At 70.7% G+C, this 18,682-nt stretch carries 20 protein-coding genes and 1 pseudogene; 7 read left to right on the top strand and 14 right to left on the bottom strand.

Going from position 1 to position 18,682, the window contains the following annotated elements:
• Window positions 1-555, top strand: coding sequence for a peroxiredoxin (locus ACZ7G1_RS09645; RefSeq protein WP_015035887.1), 555 nt, complete (start codon window positions 1-3; stop codon window positions 553-555).
• A gap of 13 nt (window positions 556-568) precedes the next feature.
• A complete protein-coding gene (locus ACZ7G1_RS09640) occupies window positions 569-1,102 on the top strand; it encodes an alkyl hydroperoxide reductase (RefSeq protein ID WP_017239860.1) in 534 nt (177 codons plus the stop codon).
• A gap of 61 nt (window positions 1,103-1,163) precedes the next feature.
• Here ACZ7G1_RS09640 and ACZ7G1_RS09635 read toward each other — a convergent pair whose 3' ends face one another.
• From ACZ7G1_RS09635 to ACZ7G1_RS09615, 5 genes are all read right to left on the bottom strand, one after another.
• The gene (locus ACZ7G1_RS09635; protein WP_470872746.1) at window positions 1,164-1,841 is read right to left on the bottom strand and encodes a hypothetical protein; all 678 of its coding nucleotides are present in this window, start codon (window positions 1,839-1,841) and stop codon (window positions 1,164-1,166) included.
• Window positions 1,838-3,292, bottom strand: a complete 1,455-nt coding sequence (locus tag ACZ7G1_RS09630; protein ID WP_470872748.1) for an AI-2E family transporter — start codon at window positions 3,290-3,292, stop codon at window positions 1,838-1,840. The genes ACZ7G1_RS09635 and ACZ7G1_RS09630 overlap by 4 nt, the downstream gene beginning before the upstream one ends.
• Before the next feature lie 132 nt (window positions 3,293-3,424).
• Entirely contained in the window at window positions 3,425-4,126 is a 702-nt protein-coding gene (locus ACZ7G1_RS09625; RefSeq protein WP_470872750.1) for an aggregation-promoting factor C-terminal-like domain-containing protein, read from the bottom strand.
• 390 nt (window positions 4,127-4,516) lie between these two features.
• Window positions 4,517-5,842: a PhoH family protein gene (locus tag ACZ7G1_RS09620; protein ID WP_470872752.1), complete on the bottom strand. Its 1,326-nt coding sequence runs from the start codon at window positions 5,840-5,842 to the stop codon at window positions 4,517-4,519.
• Between the two features lie 296 nt (window positions 5,843-6,138).
• Entirely contained in the window at window positions 6,139-6,900 is a 762-nt protein-coding gene (locus tag ACZ7G1_RS09615) for an isoprenyl transferase (protein ID WP_470872753.1), read from the bottom strand.
• Between the two features lie 126 nt (window positions 6,901-7,026).
• On the opposite strand from ACZ7G1_RS09615, the gene mgrA reads away from it, so the two are divergent.
• Window positions 7,027-8,064 (top strand): L-glyceraldehyde 3-phosphate reductase, encoded by a 1,038-nt coding sequence (gene mgrA, locus ACZ7G1_RS09610; protein ID WP_470872755.1) that lies wholly within the window; start codon window positions 7,027-7,029, stop codon window positions 8,062-8,064.
• A 324-nt stretch (window positions 8,065-8,388) separates the two neighbouring features.
• On the opposite strand, the gene ACZ7G1_RS09605 is transcribed toward mgrA, so the two are convergent.
• Complete coding sequence (locus tag ACZ7G1_RS09605) at window positions 8,389-9,129, bottom strand: prepilin peptidase (protein ID WP_471204054.1); 741 nt, start codon at window positions 9,127-9,129, stop codon at window positions 8,389-8,391.
• A 41-nt stretch (window positions 9,130-9,170) separates the two neighbouring features.
• Here ACZ7G1_RS09605 and ACZ7G1_RS09600 point away from each other — a divergent pair, with 41 nt between their 5' ends.
• Window positions 9,171-9,578: a DUF192 domain-containing protein gene (locus tag ACZ7G1_RS09600; protein ID WP_470877889.1), complete on the top strand. Its 408-nt coding sequence runs from the start codon at window positions 9,171-9,173 to the stop codon at window positions 9,576-9,578.
• On the opposite strand, the gene ACZ7G1_RS09595 is transcribed toward ACZ7G1_RS09600, so the two are convergent.
• The gene (locus ACZ7G1_RS09595) at window positions 9,550-10,671 is read right to left on the bottom strand and encodes a hypothetical protein (RefSeq protein ID WP_470877888.1); all 1,122 of its coding nucleotides are present in this window, start codon (window positions 10,669-10,671) and stop codon (window positions 9,550-9,552) included. The genes ACZ7G1_RS09600 and ACZ7G1_RS09595 overlap by 29 nt on opposite strands.
• A gap of 65 nt (window positions 10,672-10,736) precedes the next feature.
• Window positions 10,737-11,147, bottom strand: a complete 411-nt coding sequence (locus tag ACZ7G1_RS09590; RefSeq protein ID WP_470877887.1) for a hypothetical protein — start codon at window positions 11,145-11,147, stop codon at window positions 10,737-10,739.
• Window positions 11,148-11,269: 122 nt separating this feature from the next.
• Here ACZ7G1_RS09590 and ACZ7G1_RS09585 point away from each other — a divergent pair, with 122 nt between their 5' ends.
• From ACZ7G1_RS09585 to ACZ7G1_RS09575, 3 genes are all read left to right on the top strand, one after another.
• Window positions 11,270-12,190: a hypothetical protein gene (locus ACZ7G1_RS09585; protein WP_470877886.1), complete on the top strand. Its 921-nt coding sequence runs from the start codon at window positions 11,270-11,272 to the stop codon at window positions 12,188-12,190.
• A gap of 170 nt (window positions 12,191-12,360) precedes the next feature.
• A complete protein-coding gene (locus ACZ7G1_RS09580; RefSeq protein ID WP_470877885.1) occupies window positions 12,361-12,888 on the top strand; it encodes a hypothetical protein in 528 nt (175 codons plus the stop codon).
• A gap of 4 nt (window positions 12,889-12,892) precedes the next feature.
• Window positions 12,893-15,454, top strand: a complete 2,562-nt coding sequence (locus ACZ7G1_RS09575) for a tetratricopeptide repeat protein (RefSeq protein ID WP_470877884.1) — start codon at window positions 12,893-12,895, stop codon at window positions 15,452-15,454.
• Between the two features lie 125 nt (window positions 15,455-15,579).
• Here the strand turns inward: ACZ7G1_RS09575 and ACZ7G1_RS09570 are convergent, their stop codons facing one another.
• The 6 genes and pseudogenes from ACZ7G1_RS09570 to ACZ7G1_RS09545 all read right to left on the bottom strand — a co-directional run bounded on the left by ACZ7G1_RS09570 (window position 15,580) and on the right by ACZ7G1_RS09545 (window position 18,676).
• Window positions 15,580-16,188: an OmpA family protein gene (locus ACZ7G1_RS09570; RefSeq protein ID WP_470877883.1), complete on the bottom strand. Its 609-nt coding sequence runs from the start codon at window positions 16,186-16,188 to the stop codon at window positions 15,580-15,582.
• 9 nt (window positions 16,189-16,197) lie between these two features.
• Window positions 16,198-16,770: a hypothetical protein gene (locus ACZ7G1_RS09565; RefSeq protein ID WP_470877882.1), complete on the bottom strand. Its 573-nt coding sequence runs from the start codon at window positions 16,768-16,770 to the stop codon at window positions 16,198-16,200.
• A gap of 14 nt (window positions 16,771-16,784) precedes the next feature.
• The gene (locus ACZ7G1_RS09560) at window positions 16,785-17,054 is read right to left on the bottom strand and encodes a hypothetical protein (RefSeq protein ID WP_470877895.1); all 270 of its coding nucleotides are present in this window, start codon (window positions 17,052-17,054) and stop codon (window positions 16,785-16,787) included.
• Between the two features lie 228 nt (window positions 17,055-17,282).
• Window positions 17,283-17,456, bottom strand: a pseudogene (locus tag ACZ7G1_RS09555) (pilus assembly protein TadG-related protein); the annotation flags it as partial.
• Window positions 17,444-17,650 (bottom strand): Flp family type IVb pilin, encoded by a 207-nt coding sequence (locus ACZ7G1_RS09550; protein ID WP_470877881.1) that lies wholly within the window; start codon window positions 17,648-17,650, stop codon window positions 17,444-17,446. The gene ACZ7G1_RS09550 and the pseudogene ACZ7G1_RS09555, both read right to left, overlap by 13 nt.
• Window positions 17,651-17,788: 138 nt before the next feature.
• On the bottom strand, window positions 17,789-18,676 hold the full coding sequence (locus ACZ7G1_RS09545) for a DUF5936 domain-containing protein (RefSeq protein WP_470877880.1): 888 nt from the start codon (window positions 18,674-18,676) through the stop codon (window positions 17,789-17,791).
• Between the last annotated feature and the right edge of the window lie 6 nt (window positions 18,677-18,682).

Below are 18,682 nucleotides of genomic sequence, written 5' to 3'. Positions count from 1 at the left end.
GTGCTCACTGTCGGTGACAAGTTCCCCACCTACGACCTGACCGCCTGCGTGTCGCTGGAGAGCGGCAAGGAGTTCGAGCAGATCGACCACAAGGCCTACGAGGGCAAGTGGCGCGTGGTGTTCTTCTGGCCGAAGGACTTCACCTTCGTCTGCCCCACCGAGATCGCCGCCTTCGGCAAGCTGAACGACGAGTTCGCCGACCGCGACGCCCAGATCCTCGGCGTCTCCGGCGACTCCGAGTTCGTCCACCACGCCTGGCGCAAGGACCACGCCGACCTGCGTGACCTGCCCTTCCCGATGCTCGCCGACTCGAAGCACGAGCTCATGCGCGACTGCGGCGTCGAGGGCGCGGACGGCTTCGCCCAGCGTGCCGTCTTCATCGTGGACCCGAACAACGAGATCCAGTTCACCATGGTGACCGCGGGCTCCGTCGGCCGTAACCCCAAGGAGGTCCTGCGGGTCCTCGACGCCCTGCAGACCGACGAGCTCTGCCCCTGCAACTGGAACAAGGGCGAGGGCACCCTCGACGCCGCCGCGCTCCTCTCCGGCGAGTAAGGGCGACCCGAACATGGCTCTCGACGAACTCAAGTCCGCCATACCGGACTTCGCCAAGGACCTGAAGCTGAACCTCGGCTCGGTCATCGGCAACAGCGACCTTCCGCAGCAGCAGCTGTGGGGCACCGTCCTCGCCTGCGCGATCGCCTCGCGCTCGCCGAAGGTCCTCAAGGAGCTGGAGCCCGAGGCCCAGGCCAACCTGAAGCCCGAGGCGTACCAGGCCGCCAAGTCCGCCGCCGCGATCATGGCGATGAACAACGTCTTCTACCGGACCCGGCACCTCCTGTCGGACCCCGAGTACGGGACGCTGCGCGCCGGTCTGCGGATGAACGTCATCGGCAACCCGGGCGTCGAGAAGGTCGACTTCGAGCTGTGGTCGCTGGCCGTCTCCGCGATCAACGGCTGCGGCCAGTGCCTGGACTCGCACGAGCAGGTCCTGCGCCAGGCCGGTGTCGACCGCGCCACCATCCAGGAGGCCGTGAAGATCGCCGCGGTCATCCAGGCGGTCGGCGTCACGCTGGACGCCGAGGCCGTCCTCGCCGAGTAGGGCGAACAGGCCGACGTCGTACGAGAAGGGCCCCGGGACATCGCGTCCCGGGGCCCTTCCGTCACTTCCTGAGCGCCTTCAGCAGCGCGAGCGCGTCCTGCGTCAACGGCACGTCGATGCCGGACAGGTCGACGGGCGGCCCGGTGTCGACCGGCTTCCCGTCCACTTCCAGACCGGTCTGGGTGTAGATCTGCAGTTCGAGTTCGGCCTGGCCGTCGAGGACCATGAGCTTGCCGCCCTGGCCCTGCTCGTCGTCGAAGAAGGCCTGCTCGCCGACCCCGCCGATCTTCTGGAGCACGCCGAACTGCTGCGCCCGCGCCGCGAACTCGGGCCCCGGGTCGATGATCTTGTGCAGGGTGTACCTGATGTAGACGCTCGGCCCGGTCTGCTCGTCGTCGAAGGTGATCTGACAGCTGGACTCGCTGAGCGCGGGCTCGTCCAGGTTCGGACCGAAGGACACCGGCGAGACCTGCTTGCCGAGGGCGGCGGTGAGCGCCTTGACCTTCGCGGCGTCGCAGAGCTTCTCCACCGGCTTGTACCCGCCGAGGTCCGGGCCCGGCTCCTTCTTCAGCCCGTACGCGAGGAGCCCGCCGCCCCAGACCGCCGAGGCGAGCACCGCGCCGCCGAGCGCCCACACCCAGTGCCGCCGGGCGCGCGGCGGCCGGGGCGGCGGTGTCTCGGTGAGCACCTCGGGCTCGTCGAACTCCGTACCGCCCACGAACTCGGGTTCCGATATCACTTGCCGTCCCCCTTCGTGGCGAGGGTGCCGGGCGCCGGCGTCGGGGCGACCTCGAAGGCGGTCGCGCCGCGCGGCTCCGGCGTACTGCGCAGGGCCTGCTCGGTGGTGTACGCGCGGAGGTAGCCGACGACCGTGTTGGCGACGGCCACGAGCGGGACGGCGACGACCGCGCCGCCGATGCCGGCGGTCAGACCGCCGGCCGCGACCGCGAGGACGACGGCGAGCGGGTGGACCCGCACCGCGCGGCCCAGGATGAACGGCTGGAGGACGTGTCCCTCGATCTGCTGGACGGCGAGGACGACCACGAGCACCATCAGCGCGGTGAAGAGCCCGTTGGTGACCAGGGCGACGACGACCGCGAGGGCGCCGGAGACGACGGCACCGACCAGCGGGATGAAGGCGAACAGGAAGATGAAGACGGCGAGCGGCACGGCCATCGGCACTTCGAGGAACCAGAGTCCGAGGCCGATGAAGACGGCGTCGATCAGCGCGACGAGGACCGTGCCCCGCACGTAGGCGGTGAGGGTGCGCCAGGCGCGCGGGCCGGCGCCCGCGACGCCCGGCCGGGCCTGGGCGGGCACCAGCTTGAGCGTCCACTCCCAGACCTTCTTCCCGTCGTAGAGCAGGAAGAGCGTCGAGAACATGGCGAGCAGGATGCCGGTCATCGCCTCGACGACGACGGTGACGCCCTGGAGTCCGACCTGGGTGATCTGCTCGGCGTTGGCGCCGACGGAGTCGCTGAGGTTCTTCGCGATGCCGTTGATCTGCTGCTCGGTGACGTGGAAGGGGCTGTTGAGGAGCCCGCGCTTGAGCTCCTCGATGCCGTTCTTGACCTGGTCGGACAGGTTGTCGATGTTGTCCATGACCTGCCAGACCACGAACCAGCCGACCAGGCCCATCACGACGAACCCCGAGACGGCCGTGACGGCGGTGGCGAGCCCGCGCGGCAGGCCCTTCCTGCGCAGCATGGCCACGGTGGGCTGGAGCAGGGCGGTGACCAGGAGCGCGGCGACGAAGGCGAGGACGACCAGCTGGACGGAGCTGATCACCTTCATCAGCACCCAGACCGTGCCGGCGAGGACGAGCAGCCGCCAGCCCGCCTCGGCCGCGACCCGCATCCCCCAGGGGATCGCGGCGACGGGGTCGGGGCGCGCGGCGACGGCCGGCGCGTAGGAGGGCGGCGCGGGCACGGAGCGGCTCTGCTCGGCGGGCGCGGTCTCGGCCGCCGGTGCCGCCTCGGTGTCGGGGAGGGGCGCGGCGGTGTCCGGGTCGGAGTCCGGCCCTTCGGGCACGGCCGCGCGCGGTGCGTCGTGCGGGACTTCGCGAGGGGTCTCGTACGGCGGGCCGAGCGGATCTTCCCGCTCGGCCTCGGCACGGCGCTCGTCGAGTCGTTCTCCCATGCGGCTCAGGCTCTCGCCCAGCCGGCCCAGCCAGCGTGGCACTCCGGACATCTCTTTCCTCTTTCCCCCGCCGGTCCGTCCCGTAGGTCCCGTCCCCGCCCGCTCGGTCCTCCTCGCGAACCTACACGCAAGAAGCCCCTCACCGTAGGACGGTGAGGGGCTTCCCGGGGTTGAGCGCGGTGCCTAGTACCAGCGGTTGGCCTGCCAGAACGACCAGGCGCCACACGGGCTGCCGTAACGGCTGTCCATGTAGTTGAGGCCCCACTTGATCTGGGTGGCCGGGTTGGTCTGCCAGTCGGCGCCGGCGGACTGCATCTTGTAGCCCGGCAGGGCCTGCACGAGACCGTAGGCGCCCGAAGAGGCGTTGGTCGCACGGTAGTTCCAGCCGGACTCGTGGTCCACGATGTTGCTGAAGCACTGGAACTGCGAGGCCGGGATCATCTGGCGGGCGATCGCCTTGACCTCGGCGATGGTGTACGAGCCCTGCGCGGAGAAGGTGGAGGCGTCGCGGACGGAGTCGCGGCTGGCGCGCTCGGCGGCGTCCTTGCGCTCCTTCTCGGCCTTGGCTGCCTTGTCGGCCGCTTCCTTCTTCGCCTCGGCGTCCTTGGCGGCGCGGAGCCGGGCCGATTCCTCGGCGGACTTCCTCGCAGCCGAATCGGCGGCGGCGGCCTGGACATCGGCCTGCTCCGAGAGGGACGCGACCTGTACCTGGGCCTGGCTGCCCGCGGGGATGTCCGCGAGCAGGGTGGCGTCGGCCGCGGCGGCCTCGAAGTTGTCGTCCGAGGGCTGAACGGCGTTACCCGACGCAACGCCAACGACGGCGCCGACGGTGGTGACCGCAGTGGCCGAAGCCACCGCGAATCCCCGGACCGAGATCCGGCTCACACGGTTTCCTTCCAGCACGCCCGCACAGGTGACCACGCGGGCGAAATCTTGCCCCTGGCGCTGGTCTCCGACGTACGGGGTCACAGAAGACACGGGCCCGTGGTGCTGTGGGCGGCATACGGCGGACGGCTGTTGAGTTGTGCGGTGCTGTTGCGCACCCCTGGGGGTGCACGTGTGCCGTATGCGGGGCCTGACGGAAGCAAGACTTTGCCGGACGGCGACACCGCAAGGCAATTCCGTGTTGCGTGTGAAAGCTCACACCTCGGCAGGGGCACGAGTTTTCGGAGTTACGGGCGACAGCGCGGCGCCGCCCGGCTAAGCTCCTGCGCTTTGCCGGGCGGCGCCAACTGCCGTACGTCTACAGAGGCGTACGAACCTCTACGAATCGGGTCAGATCTGACCGTCCTCCAGCATCTCCGTCACGAGCGCGGCGATCTGGGAGCGCTCGGAGCGGGTGAGGGTGACGTGGGCGAAGAGCGGATGCCCCTTCAGTTTCTCGACCACGGCGACGACTCCGTCGTACCGGCCGACCCTGAGGTTGTCCCGCTGGGCGACGTCATGGGTCAGGACGACCCGCGAATTCGCCCCGATACGGGACAGAACGGTCAACAGGACGTTCCGCTCCAGGGACTGGGCCTCGTCGACGATGACGAACGCGTCGTGCAGCGAGCGGCCCCGGATGTGGGTGAGCGGCAGGACCTCCAGCATCCCGCGCCCGAGGACCTCCTCGATGACCTCGCGGCTCGCGACCGAGGACAGCGTGTCGAACACCGCCTGGGCCCACGGGCTCATCTTCTCGGACTCGCTGCCCGGCAGGTAGCCGAGCTCCTGGCCGCCGACCGCGTACAGCGGACGGAAGACCATCACCTTCTGGTGCTGCCGGCGCTCGAGGACCGCTTCGAGACCCGCGCAGAGGGCGAGGGCGGACTTGCCGGTGCCGGCCCGGCCGCCCATCGAGATGATGCCGACCTCCGGGTCGAGGAGCAGATCGAGCGCGATCCGCTGCTCGGCGCTGCGGCCGTGCAGCCCGAAGGCCTCCCGGTCGCCCCTGACCAGCCGTACGTTCCCCTCGGCGGTGACCCGGCCGAGCGCCTTGCCGCGCTCGGACTGGAGCACCAGGCCCGTGTGCACCGGGAGCTCGGCGGCCTCCGGCACGTACAGCGTGTTCTGCTCGAAGAGCAGGTCCACCTGCTCGCCGGAGAGCGCGAGCTCGGACATCCCGGTCCAGCCGTTGGCGTCCGTGATGGCGAGTTCGGCGCGGTACTCCTCGGCGAGCAGACCCACCGAGGAGGCCTTGATGCGCAGCGGCAGGTCCTTGGAGACGACCGTGACGTCGTACCCCTCGGCCTGGAGGTTGCGCGCGACGGCGAGGATCCGTGAGTCGTTGTCCCCCAACCGGTAGCCGGCGGGCAGGACGCCGGGGTCGGAATGGTTGAGTTCGACACGCAGGGTGCCGCCGAGCTCCCCGACGGGGAGGGGGGCGTCGAGGCGTCCGTACCGGACCCGGAAGTCGTCGAGCAGGCGCAGGGCCTGCCGGGCGAAGTAGCCGAGTTCGGGATGGTGCCGCTTGGCCTCCAGCTCCGTCACCACCACGATCGGGAGCACCACCTCGTGCTCCTCGAACCGCGAGACGGCGTTGGGGTCGGCCAGCAGGACGCTGGTGTCGAGAACATAGGTGCGCCGGTCGGAAAGGCGGCGCTTCGTGCTGGTCACCACGGAAGGACAGACCCCCTCGGAAGACCCCTGTGAGGTCGGGGTGCGACGGAACCGGTGTCGCTGCGGAATGGGACCGGGCTCAGGCCGCGATGCGCGGGCCGAACCACGGCCCTCCGCTTCTCCCGTACGTGTCCCGCACGGTCGTCCTGGTGCAAGGGGCCTCCCGGGTGGCGGTCTCCGTGCCGCTCACTTCACCAGGGATATGCCCTCGAACAGGGGCTGCCATGCCACGGCATATGACGACGTGTTCATGAACACGAGATGATCGGTTCCGACCGGGAATGTCCGCGAAGGGATCAGGTGCCGTAACGCCGGTGCCGGGCCGCGTAGTCCCGGAGCGCCCGCAGGAAGTCGACCTTGCGGAAGGCCGGCCAGTGGACCTCACAGAAGTAGTACTCGGAATGAGCGCTCTGCCACAGCATGAAACCGGACAGACGCTGCTCGCCGCTCGTCCGGATCACCAGGTCGGGATCGGGCTGGCCGCGCGTGTAGAGGTGCTCCGAGATGTGCTCCACGTCGACGATCTCGGCGAGCTCCTCGAAGCTCGTGCCGCGCTCCGCGTGCTCCAGGAGCAGCGAGCGGACCGCGTCCGCGATCTCCTGGCGGCCGCCGTAGCCCACCGCCACGTTGACGAGTATCCCCGTGTTGCCCTGCGTGGCCTGCTCGGCCTCCTTCAGCACCGACTGGGTGCGCGCGGGCAGCAGGTCCATCGTGCCGACGTGGTTGACCCGCCAGCGGCCGTCGGCGGCCAGCGAACGCACGGCGTTCTCGATGATCCCGAGCAGCGGGACCAGCTGCTCCTCCGGCCGGTTCAGATTGTCCGTGGAGAGCATCCAGAGCGTGACGACCTCGACGTCCGTCTCGGCACACCAGCCGAGCAGCTCCTGGATCTTGTCCGCGCCGGCCTTGTGCCCCTGCTCGGGGGTGCCGCCGGACGCCTTCGCCCAGCGCCGGTTCCCGTCGAGGATCACCCCGATGTGCTTGGGCACCTGGGCGTGGTCGAGGCGGCCTTCCACCCGGCGTGCGTAGAGCCCGTACACCAGGTCGCGCAGGTTCACTGTTCTTACCCCTCCATGCACCGGCGGTCCGCCCGGCAGCGGCAGACCGCAAGCCGCCACACTACTGCGGACGGACGACAGGCTCCCAGCCCGGGACTGTCACAAGTCCGTGATAAGCAGAGATACGTGACTGAATCCCTCCCGTACCGCGCCTCCGCGGACCGTTACGACACCATGGAGTACCGCCGCTCGGGCCGCAGCGGCCTCAAGCTCCCGGCCGTCTCCCTCGGCCTCTGGCACAACTTCGGCGACGACCGCGCCCTCGACAACCAGCGCGCGATCCTCCGCCGCGCCTTCGACCTCGGCGTCACCCACTTCGACCTGGCCAACAACTACGGCCCGCCGCCCGGCTCCGCCGAGCTGAACTTCGGCAAGCTCTTCGCCCAGGACTTCGCGCCCTACCGCGACGAGCTGATCATCTCGACCAAGGCCGGTTACGAGATGCACCCGGGCCCGTACGGCGAGTGGGGCTCCCGCAAGTACCTGATGTCCTCGCTCGACGCCTCCCTCCAGCGGATGGGCCTCGACTACGTCGACATCTTCTACTCGCACCGCTTCGACCCGCACACCCCGCTCGAAGAGACGATGGGCGCCCTCGCCTCCGCCGTCCAGCAGGGCAAGGCGCTGTACGTCGGCGTCTCCTCGTACAACAGCGAGCAGACCGCCGAGGCCGCCCGGATCCTGCGGGACATGGGCGTCCGTCCGCTCATCCACCAGCCCTCGTACTCCATGATCAACCGCTGGACCGAGGACGACGGCCTCCTCGACACCCTGGAGGCGGCCGGCATGGGCTGCATCTCCTTCGTGCCGCTCGCCCAGGGGCTGCTCACCAACAAGTACCTGAAGGGCATCCCGGAGGGCTCGCGGGCCACCCAGGGCAAGTCCCTCGACCCGAACCTGCTCTCCGACGAGGTCCTGCGCCGCCTGCGCGGCCTCGCCGACATCGCCGAGCGCCGCGGCCAGTCCCTCGCGCAGCTGGCGCTGTCCTGGGTCCTGCGGGACGAGCGGATGACCTCCGCCCTGATCGGCGCCTCCAGCGTCGCCCAGCTCGAGGAGAACGTGGCCGCGCTCGCGGCGGCGCCGCTCACCGCCGAGGAGCTCAAGGAGATCGACTCGTTCGCGGTCGACACCGCGGGCACCAACATCTGGGCCGGCCGGGGCTGACGCCTCACCCGGAGGCCCCGGAAGCGCCTCCCCGGGCGCCCCGGAAAAGAAAACGGGCCGGTCCGTGGGGGGGATACGGACCGGCCCGAGGGGGGGTTTCCACCATAACCCTTCGTTAGTCGTCTTGCGCGCCACGTGCGCCGAACGAACGCCGCCGAATTCGCCGGATCCCAAGCGGGACAAGGGCTGCGAGGCCCCATGGCGGGTTTGCGCCCCGGCGTGGCGGCGGAGTTCCGTCCCTCCCAAGAGGGACCGGCCACGAGCGGTCCTGTTGACGCGGCGCAGCCACCCGGACGCGGATCGTCAGGCTGCACGTGTCACCCCTCACGGCAGCGCGGTGAACCCTCCCAGGAGCAGACCGAGGAGCGCGCCGGCGAGCATGAAGGGGCCGAAGGGGATCGCGGCGGACCGGTCCGCCCGGCGCAGCACCATCAGACCCAGCCCGTACACCGCGCCGAGCAGGAAGCCCGCGAACGCCCCGCTGAACAGGACCCCCCACCCGTACCAGCCGAGCGCCGCCCCCAGCGGCACCGCCAGCTTCACGTCCCCGAACCCGAGACCGCTCGGGTTGATCAGGAACAGCACCAGATAGGCCCCGCCGAGGACCACCGCCCCCAGCAGCGCGTGGACCCAGGACCCCGCCTCGTACGGCAGGAGCTCTGCTCCGCCAAGGAGCACCGGCACCGCTACGGCCAGCGGCAGCGTCACCCCGTCCGGCAGCCGGCGCACCCGCGCGTCCACACAGGCCAGCAGCACCGCGAAGGGCGCCGCCGACAGCCACACCACCAGCTCCGGCCTCGGCTGCCCACCCGTCGCCCCGGCCAGCGCGCCACACACCGCCGCCGTCACCAGCGGCGCCACCCACGGCCCCCCGCCGGTCGCGCACTCCCGCCGCCCCGGCCCCCCGAGCCACCCCCGCGCCGGCCCCACCAGGACATGCCCCGCAGGACACCGGTCCCGCCACGGCTCCTCCGGCTCCACCGCCAGCCGATACACCGCCCGGGGCACCAGCAACCCCGCCGCGGCTCCCCACAACACGGCGACGACGATCATCGTGACGTACACGGACCTGACCCTAGGACGACCGCACCGCTACGGTCTGGCGCATGGGGAAATGGGTGAACGGAACCGGGACGCTGGCGGCCGGCGAGGCACTCGCCGTACCGCTGGAGATCGCGGCCTCCTACCGGGCCCGCCGTCGGGGGCTGCTCGGCCGGGACGGGATCGCGGGGGCGCTGCTCATCGTCCGTACGAACAGCGTGCACAGCTTCGGGATGCGCTTCCCGATCGACGTCGCCTACCTGGACCGCTCCTTCAGGGTCCTCACCGTCGTCACGATGCCCCCGGGCCGGCTCGGCCTGCCCCGCCCGCGTGCCCGGCACGTGCTGGAGGCGGAGGCGGGGGCCATGGCCGGATGGGGACTGCGGCGCGGGGTACGCGTACGCGTGGAGACGGACGGCGGTCCGGCCCCGACTACGCCGGGGGTCACGGCGGGCCCGAGCCCAGGAGCGTGAAGGCGCCGTACACCCCGGAGGCCAGCGCGAGGCCCGCCAGTACGGGCACGGCGTGACGCGTCCGCACGCGCGCGAGGGCCACGGCCGGCGGCAGCAGCAGGCCGAACGCGGGCATCATCAGACGCGGCCGGGAACCGAAGTACGCGGCCCCGACGAGCGAGACGAACACGACGCCGATCGTGTACACGAGCAGCGGCAACGGCTGCCCCTGCCGCACACACAGGACCACCAGCCACACCAGCAGCGCGAGCGCCGCGCACAGCCCCAGAGCCGCCGGCCACGGCAGCCCCGCGATGAACCGCGCGAGGGCGACGCCCCCGTCGATCGAGTTCCCCCAGGCGGCCTGCACGTCGAAGTACGCGGTCGCGCTGCCCTGCCGCAGCCCCACGTACACGACGTACCCCAGCCACCCCAGCGGTGCGAGCAGCACCCCGGCGACCATCCGCGCGGACACCCGCCGCTCCCGTACGACCGTCACCACCGCCGTGATCCCGACGGCGGCGATCAGCGCCGCCGCCGTCGGCCGCGTCAGCCCGGCCGCCGCGCACAGCACCCCGGCCACCACCCACCGCCCCCGCAGCACCGCGTACAACGACCAGGCCGCCAGGGCCGTGAACAGGGTCTCCGTGTACGCCATCGACTGCACGAACGCCGTCGGGTACACGCCCCACAGCACCGCCAGCAGCACCCCCACCCGCTCGCCGCCGACCCACGCCCCGCACCGATAGACGCCCCACGCGGCCGCGATCCCCGCACTCCACGCCACCACGAGCCCCGCCATGGCCGCGTCCATCGGCGTCACCGCCGCGAGCCCCCGCTCCAGAGCCGGGAACAGCGGGAAGAACGCCAGATCGGAGTGGACGTCCCCGTTCGGCAGCCGCACCTCGTACCCGTACCCGTGCTCCGCGATCCGCACGTACCAGACCGCGTCCCACCGCCCCATGAGCCGGTGCATCCCGTCCTTGCCCGTCACCCCGGCCACGACCGCGAGCGCGAGCAGCCCGACGAGCCGGGTGGCGACGTAACCCCCGAGGGCCGCCGACACGGGGGTGCGGATGGGCAGCGGGAGGCGCGAGAGGGCGGTGCGGGGCATGGGACCGATTATCCAGGGGCCGAATCACACCCCTGGACGACGGGATCAGCGTCTCGACAACGGGATCAGCCACGCGGCCTTATACGGACGAACCTCGCCGACATCACCGGGCCGAGCTGCTCGACGATGGCATGGCCCGGCTCCTGCGGGGAGGGCAGGTCGCCGAGGAAGGAGGTGACGATGACCTCGTCGATGCCGACGACCCCGCGGCAGATCTGCTCCTCCAGGAAGTCCAGCGTGCGGCGCCAGTCGGCCGCTGTCGGGGACTCGCCGAGGAAGGAACGGACGGTGTCCTGCACGACGTCCCAGAAGAAGACATGCGGCTGCACACAGCCCTGATGGAAGACATGGGCCTCGTACACACCCCGGAACCCGGGGATCCGGGTCACGAGGTCACTGACCAACTGCACACTCGGAGTCGCGCCCGGCGTATCGCCCGGCATCGCGCTCGGCGTCTCGCTCGGAGTCGTCGTCATCTGTCCAGAATGCTCCTCCCCGACGGGTCCGTCCCGTCACTTTTGCGCTTTCCTGACGACGTCTTTCGACGGGTTTTCCACAGGGGGTGCGAAGTGTCCCTCTTCCGTGGATCGTTGCGCGTATGTACGAGTTGGCGATCCTCGCCAGGGGCGGGGTCCTCCTGACGGTCTGGGCGGTCGCGGCGGGCTGGCCCCCGGGCCGCCTCGCCGGCCGCCTGCGCCGCGACGGCTGGCAGCGGATCTGCCGGGGCGCGTGGGCGGCCCCCGGAAAGGAGGTCGACTGGCGGGTCAGGGCGACCGCCCTCCAACTCCTCCGCCCCGACCTCGTGTGCAGCCACGGGACCGCCGCCCACCTCCACCGCATCGAACAACTGCACACCGAAGGCCCGCCGGACGTCCTCGACTTCACGGCCGCACCCCCGACGCGCTCCGCCCGCCACCCCCGCACCCGGCTCCACACCACCGCCCACCTCACGGACCGCGACCACACGATCCGCCGCGGCCTGCGCACCACCACCCCCGTCCGCACGGTCGGCGACCTCATACGGCGCTCCCGCAGCCGCGAGGAAGCCGTCGTCGTCGCCGACTCCGCCCTCGCCCACCGCGCCGTCGACGGCATCCGCCGCGAACCCCTCGTCCGCTACGAGGACCTCGCCGCCGAACTCTCCACACCCCGCCCCGGTGCCGCCCGCGCGCGCCGCTGGCTCCCCTGGGCCGAACCCGCCTCAGGCTCCCCCGCCGAAACCGTCGCCCGCCTCCGCATACGGGACGCCGGTCTCCTCCCCGAATCCCAGCCCACCCTCCACAGCGCCGACGCCCGCCCCCTCCGCCCCGACTTCCTCTTCCGCCGCGCCGGCCTAGCCGTCGAAATCGAGGGCTACGCCTTCCACGGCACCCGCCGCTCCCACGAACGCGACATCGCCCGCTTCAACGCGCTCCAAACCTGCCCCCAAATCCGCCGCGTCCTCCGCTTCACCGCCACCGACGTCTTCACCCGCCCCACCCACATGACCACCACGATCCTGGCGGCCCTCGACCTCTGAGCGGGTACGGGGCCCGCAGCGGCCACGTATGAACTCATGCTGCTCAAAGCGCTGTTGCGAGCGCCCGCGGCGGACGAGAATGACAAGCTCGAAGAGCCGACGGCTCGACGGCTCGACGGCTCTTCGCGGGGTCGTGTCGCAGGAGTACACAGGGAAACGGAGGGGGACGGATGTCTCGTCCGATGCGCTGGGCGGTGGCCCTGGTCGCGACGGCCGCCACGTTCGGGGTGTGCGTGTGGGTGGTCCGCGCGGTGCCGTGGAGCTGGCTGCCCCAGGGCGAAGGCCCCCGACTCGACACGGCCCTCACCTTCGGCGCGGTGACGGCCGGCGCCGTACTGGCGGCGGGCGCCTGGTGGGCGGCCCGCGAACGACCCCAGCCCGCCCCCGCCCCCGCCACCCCTCAGCGGGTGGTGAAGCAGGAGGCGACCGCCTCCGGGACCAGCGAGGTCAACCAGGTCGGAGGCAGCCGCAACTCGACCCCCAGCGGCCCGCCGGCCGCCCAGCCCCCTTCCGACGGCGCCCCTTCCCACGTCGAACAGCACGCCGACGCCACCGACGACGCGCACGTCACCCAGACCGGCGGCGACCAGAACGGAGCCCCGGCCGGCTCCCCCACCCACGTAGAGCAGCGCGCCAACGCGTCCGGCAACGCGCGCATCTCCCAGGCCGGCGGGAACCAGCGGATCGAGGGGTCCTGAGGCGTTGACCAACCGGCGCGACTCCGAGAAGTCCGGCCTCCCAGGGCCCCGCTCCTCGAAACAACCAGGCGGCCAGGCCCCCACCGACGGCATCCACCAGAACGCCGAAGTCTCCGACCAGGCCCGCAGCTACCAGGCAGGCCGGGACCAGCACTTCTCACACGTGGAGACCCAGAACGTCTGGGGCCCCGGCACCGGCCCCGCACCCCGAGCCACGAACGCCCTGCCACCCGCCCCACGCCTGACCGGCCGCACGGAACAGACAGCCGCGCTCCTGCGGGCGCTGGCTCCGGCCGGGCCAGGGCCCGGGACGGCACCCGGGACGAGCACGACGGGGACAGCCGTCACGGTGGTGACGGGACTCCCGGGCGTCGGCAAGACCGCCCTGTCCCTGCACGCCGCCCAGCAGGCCGTCGCCCTCGGCCACTTCCCCGGCGGCACGCTCTTCGTACACCTCCGGGGCTACGCCCCCACCGGCGCGGTCGGCCCCGAGCAGGCCCTCGAGTCCTTGCTGCGGGCGCTGGGCGTACGGACCGATGACCTGCCGCCGACGGTCGAGGAGCAGGCCGGCCTGTACCAGTCGGAACTGGCCCGCCGCGCCAGGGACCACGGCCCCGTCCTGATCCTCGCCGACGACGCCTCCGCCGCCGGCCAGCTCCTCCCCCTGCTCCCCGCACACCCCTCCCACCACCTCCTCGCCACCTCCCGCGACGCCCTGACCGCCCCCGACTTCCGGCCCCGCCTCGTCCACCTCGACGAACTCGACACCGCCGCGGCCACCACACTCATCGCCACCGCTCTCACCGAGGTCCGCCCCGACGACCCCCGCGCCGGGGCGGAGCCCGAGGCCCTGGAGCGGGTGGCCGGCCACTGCGGCCGCCTCCCCCTGGCCCTGACGATCGCCGCCGCCCTCCTCACGGACGACCCCGGCCTTCCCATCGCCACGCTGGCGGACGACCTGGCCGACACCCGCACCCGTCTGGAGTCCCTCCGGTACGAAGCCGGCGACGGCCGGACCCTCGCGGTCCGCACCGCCTTCGACCTCTCCTATCGGCGCCTGCAGGAGCGCGACGCCCGCCTCTTCACGCTGCTCCCCCTCAACCCGGGCCCCGACCTCTCCACCGAGGCCGCCGCCGCCCTGAGCGGCTGGTCCGCCCGGGAGACCCGGTCCCGCCTGGCCGCCCTCGCCAGAGCCTGCCTGATCAGTGAGCAGCCGGTCGGGTCAGGCCGCTGGCGCATGCACGACCTGATCCGCCTGTACGCCGCCGCCGAACTCCCCCCGGAACAGGACGAGAACCGACCCCTGGAACAACTCGAGGAGTACTACCTCACCCACTGCGAGGCAGCCGGCGACCACCTGCACACCCTGCGCGGCCACCCCGCGCCCGAGACCTCGACCGGCGGGGCCGCCGCCCTGGCCTGGCTGGACGCAGAGCACGTCAACCTCCTCGCGACAGTCCCCGGCACCGTCACCGACCGCCCCCGCACGACCCTGCGCCTCGTCGACTGCCTGAACCCCTATCTGAACCAACGTCGCCAGTTCCACGACGTGATCACCATCAACGAGTACGCACTCGCCGCAGCACGCCAACTCGACGACCGTGACGGCCAATGCCGGGCACTCAGCTGGATCGGAAACGCCCTCCACGGGGTACGGCACTTCGACGAAGCCATCGCCGCCCACACCCAGGACCTGACGATCAGCCGCGAACTCGGCAACCGCCACAGCGAAGGCCGAGCACTCAACAACCTCGGCAACGCCCTCTCCGGAATGCGACGCTTCGACGAAGCCATCGCCGCCCACACCCAGGACCTGACGATCAGCCGCGAACTCGGCAACCGCCACGGCGAAGCCCACGCACTCATCAACCTCGGCGCCGTCTTCGGCGAGTTGCGACGCTTCGACGAAACCATCACCACCAACAACCAAGCCATCGCCATCTACCGCGAACTCGGCAACCGCCACGGCGAAGGCAAGGCACTCAACAACCTCGGCATCGCCCTCCGCGAAGTACGACGCTTCGACGAAGCCTTCACCGCCCAAACCGAAGACCTGACGATCTGCCGCGAACTAGGCGACCGCCACGGCGAAGCTCAGACCCTCAACAACCTCGGCAACACCCTCCGCGAACTACGACGCTTCGACGAAGCCATCACCGCCCAAACCCACGCCATCGCCATCCACCGCGAACTCGGTGACCGCCACAGCGAAGGCAGGGCGCTCAACAACCTCGGCAACACCCTCCACGAAGTACGACGCTTCGACGAAGCCATCACCGCCCAAACCCACGCCATCGCCATCCACCGCGAGCTCGGTGACCGCTACAGCGAAGGCAAGGCACTCAACAACCTCGCCAACGCCCTCCACGAAGTACGACGCTTCGACGAAGCCGTCACCAACCTCACAGAGGCCGTCGACATCTTCCGAGAGTTCGGCAACCAGTACTACGAAGACACCGCCCGCAGAAACCTCGACGTGGCCCAGCGCGAGCTACTGCGCTCACGCGACAAGCGGACGTGGCGCCGCTGGTTCCGTCGTGCCGGCGCTCGACGGCCCCAAGCCTGAGCCGCAAGCCCCGGGCCCGTCCGTGTACCCGTACCCGGCTGCCACCAGGGCAAGGCCACCCAGGACTTCGCCCCCCGACGAGGCCTCGCTGGACGTCCGGTCCGACCCGCTCAGTACCGGGCGCGTCAGCCGGTAACGCGGGGGAACGACACCTCCACCCGCCGGTTCTTCTTCCGCCCCTCCTCGGTCCCGTTGTCCGCGATCGGGTAGTCCTCGCTGTATCCCCGGATGTCGAACGTCGTCGACGGCCCCAGGCTCCGCGCCAGCACCGTCTGCACGGCCACCGCCCGCTCCTTCGACAGCTTCAACCCGTGCTCGTACGTCCCCAGGTTGTCCGTGAACCCGAACACCCTGACCCGCCCCGAGCCCATCTTGTTGATCTCGGCCGCGATCGCCCCGATCCGCGCCGTCGCCGACGCCGACAACTTCGCGCTGTTCTTCGGGAACAGCACCTCCGCCTGCAGCGCGAACGTCACATCCACATTCGTGTCCTGCCTCCGCTGCTCACCCCCCTCCTCCTCCACGATCTGCTTGATGTCCAACACCTTCGCCGGCGCCAACGTCGCCCCATCCGGCAACATCAACCCCGGCGCCTTCCCGTCGATCACCGGCCCCGGCGCCGCCACCCCCGCCGCCCCCGGCGGATCCTCCGCCCGCGCCGTCGACACCACCACCGGCCACAGCGCCACCGAAGCGACGACCACCACCGCGATCCTTCGTTTCCTCGTCGTCATCACGTCGCCTCAGGAGAGTTTGAGGGTGGCGGGTTCAAAGGTGGGCAGTTGGAAGGAGACTTCGGTGGTGGAGGCGGGGGGTGCGGGGAATTGCATGAAGACCGGGACCGACTTCCCTCCGCCGAGAATCCCCAGACCGGTTGTGGTCAGTGGCCGCCCGTCCGTGTCGCGCAGAACGTAGTAGCGCTTCTTCCCTACCGAGTCGAGCAGCGTGGCACCACCCAGCGAGTTGCCGTGCTCCAGCACTTCGGTCTCATCCCCCCTGATACGGAGAGGGACAGCCCGACTCTTGTCGGAGGAGTTCTTCAGCGACCCCTTCACAGTCAGGAAGCCACCGGCGTCTCGCTCGACCGAGGTCAGCGTGAGCTCGAAACCGTCCTCACCTCTGAGTACGGCGAGCGTCGAGGTCGGCTCCTCAGCCGGCTGCGACTCCGTGGTCGTCTTGCTTCCCTGGGGAGCGGGAGTCGTCGCCGCTGCCTTGTCTGCGGTCGGCTTCTCCTCGGCTCCGCAGCCGACCGCAAGGAGAGCGACCGACACGACCGCGAGGGAGGCCAGCCCCTTTCGTGCGTACCGAACGTTCATGAAGCGGGATTCCTTTACTCGTTGTCGCCGATCAGTCGGACGGTGAAGAGGTCAATGGCGCTGGGTAGCGTCGGGGATTCGGGATCGATCTCCCATGGTTCGCCATCGCAGGTGAGCCCGAGAATCGGCTCGTCCTCCTCACCCTGGTCTTCGTCAGGCCCCGGCGGGCTGGAATCCGGAGAGGGCTCCTGCGGCGGAGCAAAGCGGCAATTCGGCTCGATCACGGCCTTCGCGGATGCCGAGACGTGTTGCGACTCCGTGCCGGGGACGATGGAGTCCCCCACCGTTCCGATCGTACGTACCGTGACAGCAAAGCCCTCGCCCCCCAGAGGCAGACGGCGGCAGCCTCCTCCCGAGAGTTCCGCACCATTCCTGCCCGCGAACACGGCAGCGGCCTGGCACGCGGGAGCGTCTTCATACTCCCTTCCCACAAGGAAGGCGTCCCATTGCTCAGGATCAGCAAGCACCTCCAACCATCCCGTACGCAGCTGCTCGCGCGCATCCTGAGCCGCCGCCAAGGCCGCAGCATCCGCCGCGGTTTGAGCGCCGTTACGCGTGGCCGCCGCCTGACCTACGGCGAAGTAGACGAAAGCAAGAAACAGCAGTCCCGCGATGGTTGCGATGTAGACCGGAAACGCCTGACCCGCGTCCCCGCCTCGGCTGCCGAGCGCGGCTAGTCGGCCAATTCCGCGATCTTGTTCGTGATCGCCGTCATGATCGTGGTCCCGATGTCCGTACCCGTGATCGCCACCACGATCGCCACCACCACCACGATGATGCCCAGGTACTCGACGGCGGTCTGGCCGCGGTCGGTTCGTGGACGGCGGGAGGTGAGGTGGAGTTTGGTGATGGTCAGGGCTTTGAGAAGCGCGTCGTGCATCGTGGTCCCCTCCGCGTTGAGACGCTTGCGTGGGGGGGTGGGTCATGGGAGCACCTCCCTCACGCTCAGTCCGCACTGTGGCACATGGGGTTGTCCGGGCGAAGGGGTTTCGGCGGAATATGTCAGTGGGGGGAGGGGTCATTCGCCGGTCACGGAGCCGAAGTCGGTGCCGGTGCCGAGGAAGAGGCCGGCGGCGAGGAGGAGGATGGTGGCGGGGACCATGAGGGTGGTGATGACCATGGTGGCCTTGGGGACGGCTTTGGCGGCTTTGCGGCGGGCGTTCTGGGCGTCGGTGCGGCGCATGTCGTTGGCGATCTGTATGAGGGTGTCGACGATGGGGGCGCCGAGCTCCTCGCCTTGTTGAAGGGCGGTGACGAACTGGGCGACCTGTTCGGAGTCGTTGCGGCGGCGGAGTTCGTCGAAGGCTTGGCGGCGGCTGACGCCCATGTCCATCTGGCGGAGGGTGATGCGGAGTTCGTCGGCCCAGGGGCCTTCGTATTTCTCGGCGACGCGCTCGAGGGCCTGGCGGAAGCCGAGGCCGGCGGAGACGACGACGGCGAGGACGTCGAGGAAGTCGGGGAGGGTGCGTTCGATCTGGTCCTTGCGGATGCGGACGGCGGACCAGATGCCGACTTCGGTCCAGAACGCGCCGAAGGCGAGGAGGAGGAGCGCGACGACGTACGAGCCCTTGCTGATCATGACGAGCGCGCCGAGGGCGCCGAGGAAGCCGTAGACGGCCCGGCGGGCACCGTAACGGTCGATGGTGAGGCCGCCGGGGTTGCCGGCGAGGTCGATGCGGCGGCGGACGGCGTTGACGCGCTTGGGGCCCATGAGCCGGAGCACGGCGGGTGACCAGCGCATGCCGAGGCGGTCGACGGCGGAGTCGACGGCGCCGGTGCGGGTGGCGCCGACTTCGAGGGCGAGCCGGAGGTCGTCGGGGAGGCGGGCGTCGGCGCGGTAGAGGCGCAGGCCGTAGGTGAGGCCGGCGACGGCGAGGCCGGCGAGGAGGGCGAGGAGGAGGTCCACGGCGGC

This window comes from Streptomyces sp. NPDC037273, from assembly GCF_055603625.1.
The sequence above is the reverse complement of the archived record's forward strand: the minus strand, read 5'-3'. Positions and strand labels throughout refer to the sequence as shown.